An 18,985-nucleotide genomic window follows, 5' to 3' on the forward strand; every position below is an offset into this window, starting at 1 on the left:
GTCATGGCGCTCAATCCGATCTATTCGCGTCGTCGCCGCAAGGATATCGTCATCCGCGGCCTCTGCTTCGCCGCGGCTGCCTTCGGCGTCACCTGGCTCGCGCTGATCCTGGTCACGCTGCTCTTCAACGGCCTGGCCGGCCTCAATCTTCAGATCTTCGTCGCGGATACGCCGCCGCCCGGTTCGACCGAAGGCGGCCTGCGCAACGCGATCGTCGGTTCGATCATCATGACGTTGATCGGCGTCGGCATCGGCGCGCCGCTCGGCCTGTTCGCCGGTACCTACCTTGCCGAATACGGCCGCAACGACAAGCTGACCTCGGTGATCCGCTTCATCAACGACATCCTGCTCTCGGCGCCCTCGATCATCATCGGCCTGTTCATCTATGGCGCGGTGGTGGTGCCGATGCGTGGCTTCTCCGCGATCGCGGGCGCGCTCGCGCTCGCCGTCATCGTGATCCCGGTCGTGCTGCGCACCACCGAGGACATGCTGCTGCTGGTGCCGAATCCCCTGCGCGAGGCGGCCTCGGCGCTCGGCCTGCCGCGCTCGCTGGTGATCAAGCGTATCGCCTATCGTGCGGCCCGGTCGGGCCTCATCACCGGCGTGCTGCTCGCCACCGCCCGCGTCGCCGGCGAGACCGCGCCGCTGCTCTTCACCGCGCTGTCGAACCAGTTCTTCAGCCTCGGCCTGAACAAGACGATGGCCAACCTGCCGGTTACCATCAACAACTTCGTCCAGAGCCCCTATGCCTATTGGAAGCAGCTCGCCTGGAGCGGCGCGCTGCTGATCACGCTCACCGTGCTTGCCCTGAACATTGGCGCGCGCATCCTCGGCGCCGAGAGGACTGCAAAATGACCGACCTGTCCGTATCCATGAGTTCCAACGCTCATCTGGCCTCGCAGCCGCTGCCGGAAGCTCCGGCCAAGGTGACGGTGCGCAATCTCAATTTCTATTACGGCGAGCACCACGCGCTGAAGAACATCAACCTGACGCTGGGCGCCAACCGCGTCACGGCGTTCATCGGCCCGTCGGGCTGCGGCAAGTCGACCCTGCTGCGCATCTTCAACCGGATGTACGATCTCTATCCGGGCCAGCGCGCCACCGGTCAGCTCATGCTGGACCAGACCAACGTCCTCGACCCCAGGCTCGACCTCAATCTGCTGCGCGCCCGGGTCGGCATGGTGTTCCAGAAGCCGACGCCGTTCCCGATGACGATCTACGAGAACATCGCCTTCGGCATCCGCCTCTACGAGAAGATCTCGAAGTCCGAGATGGACGACCGCGTCGAGAAGGCGCTGCGCGGCGGCGCGCTGTGGAACGAGGTCAAGGACAAGCTCAACGCCTCCGGCCTGTCGCTCTCCGGCGGCCAGCAGCAGCGCCTGTGCATCGCCCGCACCGTCGCGGTGCGCCCTGAAGTGATTTTGTTCGACGAGCCCTGCTCGGCGCTCGATCCGATCTCGACCGCCAAGGTCGAGGAGCTGATCCAGGAGCTGTCCGAGAACTACACGATCGCGATCGTCACCCACAACATGCAGCAGGCGGCGCGCGTCTCCGACAAGACCGCCTTCATGTATCTCGGCGAGCTGATCGAATTCGACGACACCAGCAAGATCTTCACGTCGCCGAGCGACCGGCGCACGCAGGATTACATCACCGGCCGGTTCGGCTGAGGAGACGCGACATGGGTACTGAACATACCGCAAAAGCTTTCGACACCGACCTCCAGGAGCTCACCCGCCTGGTCGCCGAGATGGGCGGCATCGCCGAGCGCATGATCGTCGATTCCGTCGGCGCGCTGATCCGCCGCGACGTCGCGCTCGGCCAGCGCGTCGTCACCATCGACGCCGAGCTCGACGCGCTGCAGAAGCGCATCGAGGAACGCGCGGTGCTCACCATCGCCCGCCGCCAGCCGATGGCGGTGGATTTGCGCGAGATCGTCGGCGCCATGCGCGTTGCGACCGACCTCGAGCGCATCGGCGACCTCGCCAAGAACATGGGCAAGCGCGTCGCCGCGCTGGAGACCGACTTCCATCCGCTGAAGCTGTTCCGCGGCCTGGAGCACATGACCGACCTCGTGCAGCAGCAGGTCAAGTCGGTGCTGGACGCCTATGCCGCGCATGATCTGCCGGCGGCGATGGCGGTGTGGAAGGGCGACGAGGAGGTCGACGCGATCTGCACCTCGCTGTTCCGCGAGCTCCTCACCTACATGATGGAGGATCCGCGCAACATCTCGTTCTGCATCCATCTGATGTTCTGCGCCAAGAACATCGAGCGGATCGGCGACCACGCCACCAACATCGCCGAGACCGTGTTCTACATGATCGAGGGCCAGGCGATCACCGACAAGCGGCCGAAGGGCGACATGACCACCTTCGCCACGACGGTCCCGAATACCTGAAGACTTGAAGGAGCGACGACCCGATGGGCGCACGCATTATGGTGGTTGAGGACGAGGAAGCTCTCACCGAGCTGCTTCGCTACAACCTCGAAGGCGACGGCTATGACGTCGAGACGGTCATGCGCGGCGACGACGCCGACACCCGCCTCAAGGAGCACATCCCGGACCTGATCGTGCTCGACTGGATGCTGCCGGGCCTGTCGGGCATCGAGCTGTGCCGGCGCCTGCGCACCCGGCCCGACACCAAGCAGCTGCCGATCATCATGCTCACCGCGCGCGGCGAGGAGAGCGAGCGGGTGCGGGGACTTGCGACCGGCGCCGACGACTACATCGTCAAGCCGTTCTCGGTGCCGGAGCTTTTGGCGCGCGTGAAGGGCCTGCTGCGGCGCGCCAGTCCTGAGCGGCTCGCGACAGTGCTGGCCTATGGCGACATCGAGCTCGACCGCGACAAGCGCCGCGTGGCGCGCTCGGGCCGGCCGATCGATCTCGGCCCGACCGAATATCGCCTGCTGGAGTTCTTCCTGGAGCATCCCGGCCGCGTGTTCTCGCGCGAGCAGCTGCTCGACAGCGTCTGGGGTCGCGACATCTACATCGATGAGCGCACCGTCGACGTCCATATCGGCCGCCTGCGCAAGCTGCTCAATCTCGGCCGCGAGCAGGACCCGATCCGCACCGTCCGCGGCGCCGGCTACGCGCTCGACGATCGCTTCGCGAAGGCGGAGCAGACGTAAGGTTTGCAGGCGTTGGGTTTGGTGGGCTGCCGCCGCGTTCTCCGGTGTCGTCCCTGCGAAAGCAGGAACCCATAACCACAGGCAGTGGTTTGGCGAAGACTCGGAGTGACCATCTCGCGCAACAACTGCGCCCTGTGGTTATGGATCCCCGCGTTCGCGGGGATGAGACCGAGTTGGTTGAGCCGTCATCGTATGACGGCTGCCGTCGTTGCGATCAGTTAGATCCGCTCAGCGCGGGCCCGGCTTTGCCGGGGCGCGACGGCGATCCGCCGCCGGCTGATACGCCACGCGCGAGTGCTGGGCGCAGTAGGGCAGGCCGGAGAGTGCCTTGCCGCCGCAGAAGAAGAAATCCGGGCTCGAGGGATCGCCGACCGGCCAGTGGCAGGTCGCCTCGTTCAGCTCGAGCAGCGACAGCCGCTGGCTCATCGGCACCACGTTGTCGTAGGTGACGGGTTCAGCCTCCACCTCGACCTCGAAGGCCTGCGCCAGCGCGGTGTTGCCGCGCGCGATGGGACGGGTCACCCGCATCATGTGCTGTGCGGGGCGCGCCTTGCGCGGCCGGGGCGCTGCCGATGAAGGGCTCTTGGCGCGGCCGGACAGACCGAGCCTGTGCACTTTGCCGATCACGGCATTGCGGGTCACATTGCCGAGCTCAGCTGCGATCTGGCTGGCCGAAAGTCCGGCCTCCCAGAGCTTTTTCAGCTGCTCGACGCGATCGTCGGACCAGGTCAAAACCGTCATTGCACCCTTTCCCTCGCTACGCGCCAGCCATCCTGGGGCCTCGCAGCGATTGCCTAAGCCTTCAAAAACCCGTGCCGTCAGAATCCCTTAAGGCTCGCCGGGCGCGTGACTGACGCCCGAACGTTTACGCCGGTACAAGAGGACTCTTGGGATCAGAACCGCTGCACGAGATGTCGTATCTGACAATCCAAACGCTACAATATGGCGTGACTCCCGCGCAAGAGTCCGCCGACTCGCTTCCACATGTTCCGTGGTGAAAACCCGCAAAATCGGCACCGCAAGACTACGGATTCAGCGTTTCCTGAGGCTTTCCGGGCGGCATTGACACCCGTCTTGCCAAGCATAAGATAGTCCCGCGTGCCGCCCTTAAAAGGCGGCACGTTTCGTTTTCCGGGCCGGTCGATGGTGCGTTGCGCAATGCACGCGTCACACCGTCCTCAACATTCAAGTGACATCATGACTAACAGCGCAGCGCCGCATTTGCTCCCCGTTTTCGCCAGAGCCGACCTCGGCTTCGAGCGCGGCGAAGGCTGCTGGCTGATCGCGACCAATGGCGATCGCTATCTCGATTTCACCTCGGGCGTGGCTGTGAATGCGCTCGGCCATTGCCACCCGCATCTGATCAAGGCGCTGCAGGAGCAGGCGACGAAGCTCTGGCACATGTCGAACCTGTTCCAGAGCCCGGACGGCGAGAAGCTCGCGGACCGGCTTTGCAACGAGAGCTTTGCCGACTTTGTGTTCTTCTGCAATTCGGGCGCCGAAGCGCTGGAGGGCGTGATCAAGCTGGTCCGCCATCATCACTTCTCCAAGGGCCATCCGGAACGTTATCGCATCGTCACCTTCGAAGGCGCCTTCCACGGCCGTACGCTGGCAACGCTCGCCGCGACCGGCTCTGCAAAATATCTCGAAGGCTTCGGTCCGCCCATGGAAGGCTTCGACCAGGTGCCGCATGGCGATATCGAGGCCGTCAAGAAGGCGATCGGCCCGCACACTGCCGGCATCCTGATCGAGCCGATCCAGGGCGAGGGCGGCGTGCGCTCGGCAACGCCGACCTTCCTCAAGGCGTTGCGCCAGCTTTGCGACGAGAAGGGCCTGCTGCTCGCCTTCGACGAAGTGCAGACCGGCATGGGCCGCGCCGGCGATCTGTTCGCTTATCGGCGCACCGGCGTCACCCCTGACGTGATGTCGCTGGCGAAGGCGCTCGGCGGCGGCTTCCCGATCGGCGCAGTGCTGGCGACTGCGGATGCGGCAGCCGGCATGGGACCCGGCTCGCACGGCTCGACCTTCGGCGGCAATCCGCTGGCGATCTCCGCGGCCAATGCGGTGCTCGACGTCATGCTCAAGCCCGGCTTCTTCGACCACGTGAAGAAGATGTCGCTGCTGCTGAAGCAGAAGCTTGCTTCCGTGATCGACCGTCATGGCGATGTCGTCAGCGAAGTGCGCGGCGAGGGCCTCCTGATCGGCATCAAGGCCGTGGTGCCCTCCGGCGATCTCGTCGCGGCACTGCGTAACGAAAAACTGCTCACGGTCGGGGCCGGCGACAATGTCGTGCGTTTCCTGCCGCCGCTGATCGTGACCGAAGCCGAGATCGAGGACAGCGTCGGGCGGCTCGAGCGCGCCTGCGTCGCAATCTCGTCCAGCCAGACCAAGCGGGCGGCAAGCTGATGAGCAAGTCCCCGAAGCACTTCCTCGATATCAACGAGCTGCCGCTGTCGGAGCTCAAGACCATGCTCGCGGCGTCCTCCGCCATGAAGGCGAAGCAGAAGGCGCAGCAGCCGGTCAGGCCGCTCGAAGGCAAGACGCTGGCGATGATTTTCGAGCGCCCGTCGACCCGGACACGCGTGTCGTTCGACGTCGCGATGCGTCAGCTCGGCGGCGAGCCCATCATGCTCACCGGTGCCGAGATGCAGCTCGGCCGCGGCGAGACCATCGCCGACACCGCGCGCGTGCTGTCGCGCTATGTCGATGCCATCATGATCCGTATTCTCAACCATGACGCGCTGCTGGAGCTTGCGGCCAACGCCACCGTGCCCGTCATCAACGGCCTGACACGGCGCTCGCATCCCTGCCAGGTGATGGCCGACCTCATGACCTATGAGGAGCATCGCGGCCCGATCGAGGGCAAGACGGTGGCCTGGACCGGCGACGACAACAACGTGCTGGCGTCCTGGGCTCACGCCGCCGAGCGCTTCAAGTTCCAGCTCAATGTCGCAACGCCGCCGGAGCTCGCGCCGAAAAAAGCGATGCGCGACTTCATCAAGGCGACCGGCGCGCCGATCATGCTCGGCACCGATCCGGAAGCCGCCGTGCGCGGCGCCGACTGTGTCGTCACCGACACCTGGGTGTCGATGGGCGACAAGGAAGGCGAGCACCGCCACAACGTGCTCAAGCCCTATCAGGTCAACGGCAAGCTGATGTCGCTGGCCAAGCCCGATGCGCTGTTCATGCACTGCCTGCCCGCCCATCGCGGCGAGGAGGTCACCGATGACGTGATCGACGGTCCGCAATCGGTCGTGTTCGACGAGGCCGAAAACCGCCTGCACGCGCAGAAGGGCATCCTGGCCTGGTGCTTCGATGCGGTGAAGTAAGGGCGCTGCAAGCCCGACGGCCGCCTCACACACAACTGTCGTCCCTGCGAACGCAGGGACCCATACCGCGGAATCTCTCTTGTGGCGGGCTGGCGGAGGCGAGCGGTCTTCGCCAAACCGCATCCTGTGGTTATGGGCCCCGGAGCTGCGCTTACGCTTGTCGGGGACGACATCGAATTTGCCGCAACGTTGTGCAACCTTATCGCCCCCGAACCCACCACCCCGCGCCCCTTCCATTTCCCACCCTCCGACCCCAGATAACGCCCCATGGTTTCCCAATCCCCTCAGATGAAAGCCGGCCCCGAAGGCCCGGTTCGCGCGCCATCAGCGGTTCCGATCGATGACGCGGTGTTGCCCTACGAGGTCGACGCGCTCGACGTGCGCGGGCGCCTGGTGCGGCTTGGCCCGGCGCTCGACGAGATCCTGACCAAGCACGATTACCCGGCGCCGGTCGGCAAGCTGCTTGGCGAGGCCATCGTGCTGACGACCCTGCTCGGCTCGGCGCTGAAATTCGAGGGGCGCTTCATCCTGCAGGCCCAGACCGACGGCCCGGTGTCGTTTTTGGTCGTCGACTACATGGCGCCGGATCGCCTGCGCGCCTATGCGCGCTTCGATGCCGCGCGTCTCGGCGATATCAGGGATTCCGGCACGCTGCTCGGCCGCGGTCATCTCGCCATGACCATCGACCAGGGCCCCGACATGAGCCGCTATCAGGGTCTGGTCGCGCTCGACGGTGGCAGCCTGGAAGATGCCGCCCACGAATATTTCCTGCGCTCCGAGCAGATCCCGACGCGCGTGCGCCTCGCGGTCGGCGAGGAGTGGCGCTCCAACGACGGCGGCAAGCATCGCTGGCGCGCCGGCGGCATGCTGATGCAGTTTCTGCCCAAGGCGGCGGAGCGCGCGCGGCAGGCCGATCTGCATCCCGGCGATGCCCCCGATGGCGTCGAGGTGCACAGCGTTGCCGAAGACGACGCCTGGGTCGAGGCGCGTTCGCTGATCGAGACCGTCGAGGACGTCGAGCTGATTGATCCCGAGCTCTCCGGCGAGCGGCTGCTGTTCCGCCTGTTTCACGAGCGCGGCGTGCGCGTGTTCAATCCGATGGTCCTCAAGGCGCAATGCTCCTGCTCGCGCGATGCGGTCGCCGCGATGCTGAAGAGCTTCTCGCCCGACGACCGCGCCGCCATGGTCAAGGACGACAAGGTCGTCGTCACCTGCGAGTTCTGCAGCTCGGTGTATGATTTCACGCCGGACGAGGCGGGCGTCGAAGGCGCGTAGCGAGCTCTCGTAGGGTGGGCAAAGGCCTACTTGCGCCGTGCCCACGAGCGCTCGACGGCGGCGAAAGACGTGGGCACGCTTCGCTTTGCCCACCCTACGGCGCCTGCCCTGTGTCGCGCTCTGTCAATCCGCTTCGCTAAAAATATTCCACTTTACCGAAATTCGGTTTCGGCGTATGTGTCGTCCATCCCGGCTCACCCAAGAGGGGCGACTATGTGGTCGTCACTGTCGCGAGCCGGGCTTGCGGTGGACGCGGCAGCGTCGGCACGAGAGGTGCGGGCAGGGCGGGTAGTCCCTGTGAGCCCGAGGCTTCGTGCGGATGAGCGGCGCTGTTAGCTTCGTCTCGTCTGTAAGTTTCCGGCTTCGTCGACAGGGCTGGAAAAACTGCGGCGAAATGGCGGGCCGCGCGTACGGCAAAACCGTGTGGTCCTGGCCGTCGTTGCTACGGTCAAGTCCTCGCGAAGGTGCGAGCGAGCCCAACCGGGCAGACTGCATCATCCAAATTCGCGGGGCGAGGGAGGGCCAGAAGGAATGGTCGGCTCCCGGGAGATCACGGCATAAGCCGTCCAGCCATCGCGCAGGGAAGGCCGAGTGATCGGCACCACCTGTATGCTGCTGTGCGGTTCTTCCTGCGTGTGCATTTCGCGCAGCGGACCGCGGGTGCGAGCCGGCACCCGGCCTTCCCTGCGCCCTCTTGGATTAGAGGGCAGCGAGACCAAGCAAAGCTCGGGCGAATGAAGCCGCGAGGCCGAAGAGGCATGTCCGTGAGCTGAGCTGCGTGCCACAAACTCGATATCGTAGGGTGGGCAAAGCGCAGCGTGCCCACGCCTTGTCGCTTATGAAGAGAGATCGTGGGCACGGCGCTATGCGCCTTTGCCCACCCTACGGCAGCGCCGCTGGGATCTGCATCGGAGCATCGCAATGCGTGCGCCCCTCCGATCTCGTGCCCCGGACGCTGCGCAGCGTCACTACGTGCCGCAGCGCGTCCGGGACACGAGAGCGAGGCCCTAATTCAACACCCTCTTATTGTCCGGGCTATCCAGCGAAAACGCCGGCACGTCGATCTCGAAGCGCTCGCCGCTTTCGGTGACCATCTGGTAGCGGCCGGTCATGAAGCCGGAGGCGGTCGAGAGCGGGACGCCGGAGGTGTATTCGAAGCGCTCGCCGGGGGCCAGGATCGGCTGCTCGCCGACCACGCCCTCGCCCTTCACCTCCTGCTGGCGCCCGGAGGCATCGGTGATGATCCAGTGCCGCGTCTTGAGCTGCACGGTCTCCTCGCCCGAATTGACGATGACGATGGTGTAGGACCAGAAGTAGCGGGAGCGGTCGGCCGACGACTGCTCCGGAACAAAGTTCGGCTCGACTGTCACTTCGATCTGGCGGGTCACGGCGCGGTACATGGTTGCTATCATACCGAAATCCGGCGCTGGAACCAAACGCCCGAGTCGGCTTTGGCGACATCGTCCCGCCAGAATTCGAGGGGAATGACACCTGGACGTGATCCGGCCGCTTTGCGAGATGACGACCGGACCGATACACTCCTCAACGTCGCGATTTGCGGAAGGGTTTCTAGGCCCCGATGACCATTGCCGACCATGTGACGGGATCGACGATCGCGGGAACCGCCAAGCCTGCAGATGCCAAGCCTGTAGACAGCAAGTCTGTAGACAGCACTCCTGGGGACAGCAAGCCCGCGGGGGCGAAGCCGCGCGCGACCGTGCCGGCCATCACGCTGCCTGCCATCGGCGAGCGCGAGCTCCGGCTCGACCTGTTTCGCGGGCTGGCGCTGTGGCTGATCTTCATCGACCATCTGCCGCCGAGCCTGCTGACCTGGTTCACGATCCGCAATTACGGCTTCAGCGACGCCACCGAGATCTTCATCTTCATCTCCGGCTACACCGCCGCCTTCGTCTACGGAAGGGCGATGCTGGAGAGCGGCGTCGTCATCGCCACCGCGCGCATTCTGCGCCGGGTCTGGCAGATCTACGTCGCCCACGTCTTCCTGTTCACGATCTTCCTCGCCGAAATCTCCTATGTCGCGACCAGGTTCGAGAACCCGCTCTACACCGAAGAGATGGGCATCATGGACTTCCTCAAGCAGCCCGACGTCACCATCGTGCAGGCGCTGCTGCTGCGTTTCCGCCCCGTCAATATGGACGTGCTGCCGCTCTACATCGTGCTGATGCTGGCGCTGCCGCTGATCCTGTGGTCGATGAAATGGCGCCCCGACGTCACGCTCGGCCTCTCGGTCGCGCTCTACGCGGTCACCTGGGAATACGATCTTTACCTGTCGGCCTATCCTAACGGCTTCTGGGCCTTCAATCCCTTCGCCTGGCAATTGCTGTTCGTCTTCGGTGCATGGTGCGCGCTCGGAGGTGCGCGACGGATGTCGCGTATCCTGGCTTCGCCCGTGACAATGTGGATCGCGATCGCATACCTCGCCGCGGCGTTCTACGTGACGCTGACCTGGTACGTGCCGCAGCTCTCCCAATTCATGCCGAAGCGGGTCGAGAAGTGGATGTATCCGATCGACAAGACCGATCTCGACGTGCTGCGCTTCACGCATTTCCTGGCGCTGGCCGCGCTCACCGTACGCTTCCTACCCCGGGATTGGCCGGGCTTGAAATCGCGCTGGCTACGACCATTGATTCTATGTGGCCAGCATTCTCTCGAGATCTTCTGCCTCGGCGTCTTCCTGGCCTTCGCCGGGCATTTCATTCTCGCCGAAGTCTCCGGCGGCGCGGCCATGCATGCGCTGATTAGTCTCTCCGGGGTCCTGATCATGTGGGGCGTGGCCTGGGTGATTTCGTGGTACAAGCGCGTGGCTGACAAGAGCGGTGCGAAAACCAAAAACGCCGTCGGCAACGCCGATCTGGCGGGAGGGGGCTGATGAAGGCGAAGGTTCTCCTGAGCCTGGTCCTGCTATGCGGTAGCCTCGCCGCGCCTGTGGCGCGCGCGGGCGATGCTGCGCCTGGCGCTGCCACCGCGCCCGCGGCGTGCGAATTGCCGTCTTATCTGCTTACCAGCGAAAGCCAGCTTCCCAAGGTCGCCGAGGCCGTCAAGGCCGGCAAGCCGCTCGAAATCCTGGTCGTCGGCAGCCGCTCGACCACGATTCCGTCCTCGGAGGGCAGCTCCTATCCGGCGCGTATGGAAGCGATTCTGAAGGAAAAGCTGCCGCCGTCGGAAGCGGTGCACGTCTCCGTAGAAATACAGAGCAAGCGAACGGCGGAGGAGGCCGCCTCGACCTTCGTTAAGTTGATGGAAGCAAAAACCCCTACTTTGGTCGTCTGGCAGACCGGGACCGTGGATGCCATCCGATCCATCGATCCCGACGAATTTCGCAGCGCCGTCACCGAGGGGGTTGTTGCGTTGCAAAAGGCAGGGGCCGACGTCGTCTTGATGAATTTGCAGTACAGCCCGCGTACCGAAACGATGATCTCGGCCCAACCGTTTCTCGATAATATGCGCGTCGTGGCGCAGGAGCATGATATTCCGCTGTTCGATCGTTTCACGATCATGCGGCAGTGGAATGATCAGGGTCAGTTCGACCTGTTCAGCCCGTCCCGCGGGCCCGAACTGGCGAAGCAGGTTCATGATTGCCTTGGCCGGGCGTTGGCACAGTTCGTGATCGACGCAGCCCATCTGGAGCCGGCCCAGCAGCAAAATTGAGGTCTAGCGTTAATGAGTTCTCTCCGCCCTTTTTGCCTGACGGCATGGCTGACCGCGCCTGCAGCAGCAGTGCTTTTGTTGCTGGCGCCGGCCCCGCAGTCCCATGCGCAGACCCAAGCCGCGCAGGCGACACAAGCACCGGCGCAGTCGGCTGATCCCGCTCCCGCTTCGCCGTCCCAGACCACCGTTGCCGTGACCTCGCCCGAGCAGCGCGGCATCACCGCGCGCGCCATCGACAAGGTGAAGCAGGTCGCCAAATCCGCCGGCGACGTCTTCAACCGCGTGCCCTGCCTGCCGCCGAAGGGCGGCTCGAAGGCGATGGGCTCGCTGCCACATGTCGCGGGCAAGCTCGTCGCCGGCCAGCCCGTCCTCATCGTCGCGTTCGGCTCGTCGTCGACCGCAGGATTCGGCGCGAGCTCGCCGGAGTTCAACTATCCGAACCGTCTCGCCGCCCAGCTGCGCCGACACTATCCGACCGCCGACATCACCGTCGTCAATGCCGGCGTCGGCGGCGAGGATGCGCCCGAGATGATGAAGCGCCTCCAGACCCAGGTGATCGACGTGCATCCGGATCTCGTGATCTGGCAGGTCGGCACCAACGCGGTGCTGCGCAATCTCGATCCCGGCGACACCGCCAAACTGGTCGAGGACGGCATCAGCCGCATCCAGGCCGCCGGCGGCGCCGACATCGTGCTGGTCGATCCGCAATATTCGCCGGCCGTCAACCAGCGCGGCGAAAGCGCCGGCAAGATGGTGAAGCTGCTCGGCAAGGTCGCCGAGCTCCGTCACGTCGGCATCTTCCCGCGCTTCGAGGTGATGCGCGACTGGCACGAGAACCAGTCGATTCCGGTCGAGAGCTTCGTCATCGCCGACGGCCTGCACATGAACGATTGGGGCTATGCCTGCTTCGCCCAGCTGCTCGGCGACGACATCATCCGCTCGGTGGGGCAGATCAAGCTGGGCGTGAACGTGCCCGCGGACGTAAGAACGTATCGGCCGATGTAGGCACGCTGCCGTAGGGTGGGCAAAGGCGCAAAGCGCCGTGCCCACCATCGTTCAGTGATACGAAGGAAGAAGACGTGGGCACGCTTTCGCTTTGCCCACCCTACGAGATCTCGCTTCGCCTCACGCCTTCTCCAGCGCCGCAGTCAGATCCTCGATCAGGTCGTCGGCATGCTCCAGCCCTGCCGAGAAGCGGATGAACCCTTCGCTGATGCCGAGCGCGGCGCGGTCCTCCGGCTTCAGACGCTGATGCGTCGTGGTCGCCGGATGCGTGACGAGGCTCTTGGCGTCGCCGAGATTGTTGGAGATCTTCGCCAGCTTCAATTCATTGAGCACGCGGAACGCCGCGGCCTTGCCGCCCTTCACCTCGAAGCCGACCAGCGTCGAGCCGCCGCGCATCTGCTTTTTCACCAATGCTGCCTGCGGATGATCGGCGCGGCCCGGGAAAACCAGTCGCGAGATCTTCGGATGGCTCGCCAGCACGTCGGCGATGCGCGCGGCGGTATCGGTCTGCGCGCGCACGCGCACGCCCAGCGTCTCCAGGCCCTTGAGCAGGACCCAGGCGTTGAACGGCGAGATCGACGGACCGGTCTGGCGCATGAAATTGTGGATGTGCTCGGCGATGAAGGCTTCCGACGACAGGATGATGCCGCCGAGGCAGCGCCCCTGGCCGTCGATATGCTTGGTCGCGGAATAGACCACGACGTCGGCCCCGAGCGCGAGCGGGCTCTGCCAGATCGGGGTCGCGAACACGTTGTCGACGACGAGTCGCGCGCCGCCCTTGTGCGCGATCTCGGCAATCCCGGGAATGTCGAGCACGTCCAGCGTCGGGTTGGTCGGGCTCTCCAGGAAGAACGTCTTGGTGTTGGGCTTCACCGCGCGTTGCCATTCATCGAGATTGGCTCCGTCGACCAGCGTGGTCTCGATGCCGTAGCGCGGCAGCAGGTCCTGGACGACGTAGAGGCACGAGCCGAACAGGGCGCGCGAGGCCACCACGTGGTCGCCGGCCTTGAGTGGCGCCAGGATCGCCGTCGTCACCGCGGCCATGCCGGTCGCCGCCGAGCGTGCGGCTTCGGCGCCTTCGAGCTCGATCATGCGGCGCTCGAACATCGCGATGGTGGGATTGGAGTAGCGCGAATAGATGAAGCCGGGATCCTCGCCCTTGAACCGCGCCTCGCACTCCTCGGCGCTGTCGTAGACGTAGCCCTGGGTCAGGAACAGCGCCTCCGACGTCTCGCCATATTGCGAGCGCAGGGTGCCGGAATGGACCAGGCGGGTTTCGGGACGGTAGTTGGTGGTCGACTTCGACATAGGTACCTCCGACATGACCGTCTCGTCGAAAACGGTCACAAAAAAACCGGCCTGGATATATCCACGGGCCGGGATCACAGAGGTCCCCGGCCTGTTTAGCGACTTATTTAACGTGGCTGCAAGCCGGCCGGCTCAAATCACCACGGGATAAGTGATGCTCATATTCCGCAATGCCCTTTCCGTCAAGGCGTCCATCGGATAGCCGTAAAAGACTTGTATTTCCGGCATGTCCGGATGCATCTGACCCCATGAGGACCCCCGGTTGACGTTCACGGTTGCGCCCGACGCCAATGGTATCCTGCCCGACCGCATGATCGCGGCGATGGCGGCGGCGGGGCTCATCCTGCCCGCCTATGACTTCGTCGAGAGCCAGATCCAGCCGGCGAGCCTTGATCTGCGTCTCGGCGACATTGCCTATCGCGTCCGCGCCAGCTTCCTGCCCGGTCCCGGCGCCACCGTCGCCGAGCGCATCGACGAATTGAAGCTGCACGAGTTCAGCCTCGCCGACGGCGCCGTGCTGGAGACCAACTGCGTCTACATCGTGCCGCTGCTGGAGAGCCTCGCGCTGCCGCCGGAGATCGTCGCGGCGGCGAACCCGAAGAGCTCGACCGGCCGGCTCGACGTCTTCACCCGCGTCATCGCCGACGGCACCCGCCGCTTCGACATGATCGGCGCCGGCTATCACGGCCCGCTCTATGCCGAGATCAGCCCGAAGACGTTTCCGGTGCTGGTCAGCGAGGGCTCGCGTCTGTCGCAGGTGCGCTTCCGCACCGGTGACGCCATCCTCAACGCCGACGAGCTCGATGGCCTGCATGCGACCGAGCGCCTCGTCGACATCGACGATGCTGATCTCTCGGGCGGCGTCGCCGTCTCCGTCGATCTCTCCGGCGAGAAGGCAAACGGCTTCGTCGGCTACCGCGCCAAGCGCCACACCGGCGTCGTCGACGTCGATCGTCGCTCCGGCTACGCGGTGGAAGATTTCTGGGAGCCGATCTCGGCCCGCCCCGACGGCAGCCTGATCCTCGATCCCGGCGAGTTCTACATCCTGGCGTCCAAGGAAGCCGTGCAGGTGCCGCCCGATTACGCCGCAGAGATGGTGCCGTTCGATCCGCTGGTCGGCGAATTCCGCGTGCACTATGCCGGATTCTTCGATCCCGGCTTCGGCTATGCCGGCGCGGGCGGGCAAGGCGCGCGCGCCGTGCTGGAAGTGCGCTCGCGCGAAGTGCCGTTCATCCTCGAGCACGGCCAGATCGTCGGCCGCCTCGTCTACGAGAAGATGCTGGCCCGTCCCGACGCGATGTACGGCCAGCGCATCGGCTCGAACTACCAGGCCCAGGGCCTGAAGCTGAGCAAGCATTTTCGGGTGTAATTCCGTAGCCCGGATGGAGCGAAGCGCAATCCGGGACACCCTCGCTTGTGGCACGATCCCGGATTACGCTTCGCTCCATCCGGGCTACAGTCCACACGAGGTGGTGACATGACCGATCAATCCGAGGTCGACGCAAACATCCTCAACGACGTCGCGGATGCGCTGATCTATTCGGATCGCTCCGGCACGATCATGCGGTGGAACCGTGCAGCGGCGGCGCTGTTCGGCTTCTCCGCGACGGAAGCGCTCGGCCAGAATCTCGACCTGATCATTCCCGAGCATCTGCGCGCCGCGCACTGGAAGGGCTTTGAAGCTGCGCTGGCCAGCGGCAGCATGAAGCTTGCGGGCAGGCCGACCCTGACCCGCGCGCTGCACAAGAGCGGGCGCAAGCTCTACATCGAGATGACGTTCGCACTGGTGCGGGATTTCGGCGGCACCGTCCTGGGATCGGTCGCGATGGCGCGCGATGTCACCGAACGGGTCGAGCGAGAGCGCGCGGCCAAGACGCCACCGCAGCAAACTTCGTGATGCGGAATTGACGGGTGGCCGCGCAGGGCGCTCTGCACGGGCGTCATGTTGCCTGCCGGAAGGCGCGGTGACACACTCGATCGCAACAACGATCGGGAGCGAAACGAATGACCGCCGCAGCTGACGCAGCGCAGGAAGCCCAATGGAAGCGCTGGCGGGCGGTCGCCGACCTCTACCACGCCTATTTCACCGGCCTCATCCTCACCGTCGTCACGCGGCGCGGCACTGCGGATGCAGCGGAGTTCGTCTTCCGCGTATTCCGCCGCCAGCAGCAGGAGCGCTTCCTGCCGGGGCTTAGGAAGCTCGGGATCGATCATCTGCCGCCGGCGGTGGCGGCCGCGCAATATCACTATCTCTCCAACTGGATCGGCGGCGTGCACGTCGAATACATGTATGAGAGCGACGCCAAGGCCTGGATCCGCTATCCGCCGCCGCGCTGGATCTGGAAAGGCACGGCGATCTGCGGCGTGCCGGGCGAGGTCTCCCGCGCGATGCTGCGGGGATGGCACGCCAATAATGGCGTTGCGCTCGGCGATCTCAGGCTCGGCTTCGTCTGCACCAAGCAGAGCGTCGACGGCCAGGATGGGCTGGAAGGCTATTATTGCCAATACGATCATCCGCTAGAACTTGATCAGCGCCTGGTGTTCGCGCGCCACCTCGAAGCGCCGCTGTTCGATGCGAAGACTGCGCCGGCTTTGCCGGTTGCGAGCTGGCCGAAACCGCGCCTCGAAAAAGCCTATCGCAATTACGCGATGGAATATGTGCGCACGGCGGCGCCCGTGATGGTGCAGCTGTTTGGCCCGGAAGACGCCGGCTATCTGCTGCACCTCACCGGCAAGCTGATCGGCATGCAATATTTCGACGAAGTCGCCGCCGCGCTGGCGATGAGCCGCGGCGGGGCAAACGAATTCGCGTCGTTCCTGAACGCGCTGTTCGCGGCGCAGGATGACACGGCCGAGACCTCGCAATCCGAAGGCACGTTCGAAATCCGCCAGCAGAGCTGGAAGCTGATGGACGACGTTGCCGACTATCACGGCGCCTGCGCCAAGGTCCTGGAGGGATTGTTCGAAGGCCTGGCTGCGGGATGCGGGCGGCACATCGGCGTCCACATGCGCACTGCTGCTGGCGGCCGTCCGCCGCTGGTCTGGACCGTGGAATAGGCGATGGCGCCGCCGCGCGCTTCGCCTCTCCCCGCGTGCGGGGAGAGGGAGAACAACAGGCGCAATTTCACGGGCTGAAATGCGCTGCCGCAGGGCACGCCTGCAGCTGGCGCAGGAGAAATCGCGGCGGGCCGTGCTAACAAGCCTCTCGCCGCGCCTTCTGCGCGAAGAAAATAATTGGCACAGCTACGCATTGCCGCGCCGCAAATGGCGCCCCGTGCCCCGGAGAGGACATGTCCGACATCGCCGAAATCCCGGTCGATGAGCAAGAGCGTCCGCTGCCGCCGCCCCCGCGGCCGGTGCGAAGCGCGCTTGTAGACGGGCCGATTCTGCGCACGCTGCTCTCCCTCGCATGGCCCAACGTGATCGCGCTCTCTGCCGGCACCTGTACGGTGATCGCGGAGACCTCCTATATCGGCCGGCTCGGCGTCGAGGCGCTGGCGGCGATGGCGCTGGTGTTTCCGACAATCATTCTGACCATGACGATGTCGGGCGGCGCCATGGGCGGTGCGGTCGCGTCCGCCATTGCACGCGCGCTCGGTGCCGGCGATCGCGAGCGTGCCGGCACGCTTGCCATGCATGCGATCCTGATCGGCATCAGCTTCGGTCTCGTCTTCATGCTGGGCATGCTGATCTTCGGGCCGCGGGTGCTGGAAATGCTTGGTGGCCGCGGCGATGTGCTGACTCATGCGGTCGCCTACACGCAGGTATTTTTCGGCGGCGCCGTGCTGCCCTGGCTGCTCAACACCATGGCGGGCGTGCTGCGTGGCACCGGCAACATGAAGCTGCCGTCGTTCCTGATCCTCAATTCGGCGGCCTGGCAGATCGTGCTCGGCGGCACGCTGGGCCTTGGGCTCGGGCCGGTGCCGCAGTTCGGCATGCGCGGCGTCGCGGCCGGCGCGCTGATCGCCTATTCCATGAATATCTGCATCATGGGCTGGTACCTGTTCTCCGGCCGCGCCCGGGTTACACCAAAGCTGCGTGGCCTGCGCATTCAGTGGGCGATGTTTTTCGACATCCTGAAGGTCGGCGCGATCGCCTGCTTCTCGCCGCTGCAATCGGTGCTGACGATCTCGATCTTCACCCACATGCTGGCGAAGTTCGGCACCACGATCCTCGCCGGCTACGGCATCGGCGCGCGGCTGGAATTCCTGCTGACCTCGATCGCGTTCTCGTTCGGCATCGCCTGCGTGCCGATGGTAGGCATGGCAATCGGCGCAGGCAACATCGCGCGCGCACGGCGCGTCGCCTGGATCGCCAGTGCTGCCGCCTTCGTGGCCGTCGGCGCGCCGGCATGCGTCGTTGCGATGTTCCCCGATCTCTGGATCAACATCTTCACCGATAGCGCGGCCGTGCGCGCGGCGAGCCATCAATATCTCTCGACGGTCGGACCGTTCTACGCCTTTTTCGGCATTGCCACGACGATGTATTTCTCATCGCAAGGCGCGGCCAAGGTGATCGGGCCGGTGCTGGCGCAGACGGCGCGGCTGATCTACATCTCGGCGGCCGGCTGGTGGCTGTCGACGCACGAAGCCACCGCACAGAGCTTTTTCTGGCTGGCCGCGAGCTCGATGGTCGTGCTCGGCCTGCTCTCATTCTCCAGCGTGGTGCTGACGCGTTGGGACCCGCGCGCGAGCAAGGCTGCGATCAGGCCGGCTCTCTCGGGCGCTGCCGACTAGCGATGTTTGTGGCGGCGATAGCCGCCACCGCCGACATTGGCGAGCCGCATCAATTGCGGGATCATCGCCATCATGTCGCCGCCTCCGGCACCACCGAGCATGCCCATGACGTCGCCGCCACCAACGCCGCCATAACCGGCCGGCATGGTGCCGCCAGCCATCGGGGTGTAGCCGCCGTAATTGGTTGCGCCGAAGCCGCCGCCGAGATTGCCGCCGCCGAGGCCACCGAGGCCGCCGCCGCCCATCATGCCACCAAGCCCTCCGCCGCCATTCTCCATCATGCGGCCCATCATTGGGCCCATGGTCTGCATCATCATGGCGAAGCGGCGCTTGCCCATCTTCGCCTTCATCATCTCCAGCATCGGGGCCATCTGGGTCATCATGTCCTCGCCGCCGGCACCTCCGCCGCCGAAGAACTGCGCCTTCGCCGGCGAGCTCGCGACTGAAAACAGCAGCAGCACGGCGGCCGCCTGGCAAATCACCTTGTCCGCACCTCGCATGGTATGCTCCTCGCGTCTCGCGGCGCCGCCGGGA

The 18,985-nt window shown here is 65.1% G+C and carries 18 protein-coding genes and 1 riboswitch; of the genes, 14 read left to right on the top strand and 4 right to left on the bottom strand.

Annotated elements, in window-relative coordinates:
* Positions 1-3 precede the first annotated feature (3 nt).
* From pstA to phoB, 4 genes are read left to right on the top strand one after another with little or no spacing between them, the layout of a single operon-like run.
* Positions 4-855: a phosphate ABC transporter permease PstA gene (gene pstA / locus BM190_RS02655; RefSeq protein ID WP_018316910.1), complete on the top strand. Its 852-nt coding sequence runs from the start codon at positions 4-6 to the stop codon at positions 853-855.
* Positions 852-1,670: a phosphate ABC transporter ATP-binding protein PstB gene (gene pstB / locus BM190_RS02660; RefSeq protein ID WP_018316911.1), complete on the top strand. Its 819-nt coding sequence runs from the start codon at positions 852-854 to the stop codon at positions 1,668-1,670. The genes pstA and pstB overlap by 4 nt, the downstream gene beginning before the upstream one ends.
* Positions 1,671-1,681: 11 nt before the next feature.
* Entirely contained in the window at positions 1,682-2,398 is a 717-nt protein-coding gene (gene phoU / locus BM190_RS02665; RefSeq protein ID WP_038946908.1) for a phosphate signaling complex protein PhoU, read from the top strand.
* Between the two features lie 23 nt (positions 2,399-2,421).
* A complete protein-coding gene (phoB, locus tag BM190_RS02670; protein ID WP_018316913.1) occupies positions 2,422-3,129 on the top strand; it encodes a phosphate regulon transcriptional regulator PhoB in 708 nt (235 codons plus the stop codon).
* Between the two features lie 228 nt (positions 3,130-3,357).
* On the opposite strand, the gene BM190_RS02675 is transcribed toward phoB, so the two are convergent.
* Entirely contained in the window at positions 3,358-3,870 is a 513-nt protein-coding gene (locus tag BM190_RS02675) for a GcrA family cell cycle regulator (RefSeq protein WP_014491301.1), read from the bottom strand.
* Between the two features lie 456 nt (positions 3,871-4,326).
* Here BM190_RS02675 and BM190_RS02680 point away from each other — a divergent pair, with 456 nt between their 5' ends.
* From BM190_RS02680 to BM190_RS02690, 3 genes are all read left to right on the top strand, one after another.
* Positions 4,327-5,535 carry an aspartate aminotransferase family protein gene (locus BM190_RS02680; RefSeq protein WP_092251702.1) on the top strand — a complete coding sequence of 403 codons (1,209 nt, stop codon included), beginning with the start codon at positions 4,327-4,329 and terminating at the stop codon, positions 5,533-5,535.
* Positions 5,535-6,458: an ornithine carbamoyltransferase gene (gene argF / locus BM190_RS02685; protein WP_091965841.1), complete on the top strand. Its 924-nt coding sequence runs from the start codon at positions 5,535-5,537 to the stop codon at positions 6,456-6,458. Before BM190_RS02680 ends, argF begins: the two co-directional genes overlap by 1 nt.
* Before the next feature lie 267 nt (positions 6,459-6,725).
* The gene (locus BM190_RS02690; protein WP_092251703.1) at positions 6,726-7,733 is read left to right on the top strand and encodes an Hsp33 family molecular chaperone; all 1,008 of its coding nucleotides are present in this window, start codon (positions 6,726-6,728) and stop codon (positions 7,731-7,733) included.
* 1,007 nt (positions 7,734-8,740) lie between these two features.
* Here BM190_RS02690 and apaG read toward each other — a convergent pair.
* Positions 8,741-9,133 carry a Co2+/Mg2+ efflux facilitator ApaG/CorD gene (gene apaG, locus BM190_RS02700; protein WP_026202434.1) on the bottom strand — a complete coding sequence of 131 codons (393 nt, stop codon included), beginning with the start codon at positions 9,131-9,133 and terminating at the stop codon, positions 8,741-8,743.
* 179 nt (positions 9,134-9,312) lie between these two features.
* On the opposite strand from apaG, the gene BM190_RS02705 reads away from it, so the two are divergent.
* From BM190_RS02705 to BM190_RS02715, 3 genes are read left to right on the top strand one after another with little or no spacing between them, the layout of a single operon-like run.
* Positions 9,313-10,623 (top strand): OpgC domain-containing protein, encoded by a 1,311-nt coding sequence (locus tag BM190_RS02705; protein WP_092251704.1) that lies wholly within the window; start codon positions 9,313-9,315, stop codon positions 10,621-10,623.
* On the top strand, positions 10,623-11,402 hold the full coding sequence (locus BM190_RS02710; RefSeq protein WP_092251705.1) for an SGNH/GDSL hydrolase family protein: 780 nt from the start codon (positions 10,623-10,625) through the stop codon (positions 11,400-11,402). The genes BM190_RS02705 and BM190_RS02710 overlap by 1 nt, the downstream gene beginning before the upstream one ends.
* A 12-nt stretch (positions 11,403-11,414) precedes the next feature.
* Entirely contained in the window at positions 11,415-12,407 is a 993-nt protein-coding gene (locus tag BM190_RS02715; RefSeq protein WP_092251706.1) for an SGNH/GDSL hydrolase family protein, read from the top strand.
* A gap of 120 nt (positions 12,408-12,527) precedes the next feature.
* Here BM190_RS02715 and BM190_RS02720 read toward each other — a convergent pair whose 3' ends face one another.
* Positions 12,528-13,715: an O-succinylhomoserine sulfhydrylase gene (locus BM190_RS02720; protein ID WP_143108999.1), complete on the bottom strand. Its 1,188-nt coding sequence runs from the start codon at positions 13,713-13,715 to the stop codon at positions 12,528-12,530.
* Positions 13,716-13,789: 74 nt separating this feature from the next.
* Positions 13,790-13,869: riboswitch (SAM riboswitch) on the bottom strand.
* Positions 13,870-13,977: 108 nt separating this feature from the next.
* Here BM190_RS02720 and BM190_RS02725 point away from each other — a divergent pair.
* From BM190_RS02725 to BM190_RS02740, 4 genes are all read left to right on the top strand, one after another.
* Entirely contained in the window at positions 13,978-15,084 is a 1,107-nt protein-coding gene (locus BM190_RS02725) for a 2'-deoxycytidine 5'-triphosphate deaminase (RefSeq protein ID WP_092251707.1), read from the top strand.
* Positions 15,085-15,192: 108 nt separating this feature from the next.
* Entirely contained in the window at positions 15,193-15,612 is a 420-nt protein-coding gene (locus tag BM190_RS02730; protein ID WP_092251708.1) for a PAS domain S-box protein, read from the top strand.
* 107 nt (positions 15,613-15,719) lie between these two features.
* Positions 15,720-16,772: a hypothetical protein gene (locus tag BM190_RS02735; RefSeq protein ID WP_092251709.1), complete on the top strand. Its 1,053-nt coding sequence runs from the start codon at positions 15,720-15,722 to the stop codon at positions 16,770-16,772.
* Positions 16,773-17,005: 233 nt separating this feature from the next.
* Positions 17,006-18,451 (top strand): MATE family efflux transporter, encoded by a 1,446-nt coding sequence (locus BM190_RS02740; RefSeq protein WP_092251710.1) that lies wholly within the window; start codon positions 17,006-17,008, stop codon positions 18,449-18,451.
* On the opposite strand, the gene BM190_RS02745 is transcribed toward BM190_RS02740, so the two are convergent.
* Entirely contained in the window at positions 18,448-18,951 is a 504-nt protein-coding gene (locus BM190_RS02745; protein ID WP_092251711.1) for a hypothetical protein, read from the bottom strand. The genes BM190_RS02740 and BM190_RS02745 overlap by 4 nt on opposite strands.
* Between the last annotated feature and the right edge of the window lie 34 nt (positions 18,952-18,985).

This window comes from Bradyrhizobium sp. Rc3b, from assembly GCF_900114915.1.
In the GTDB taxonomy this organism is placed as follows: domain Bacteria; phylum Pseudomonadota; class Alphaproteobacteria; order Rhizobiales; family Xanthobacteraceae; genus Bradyrhizobium.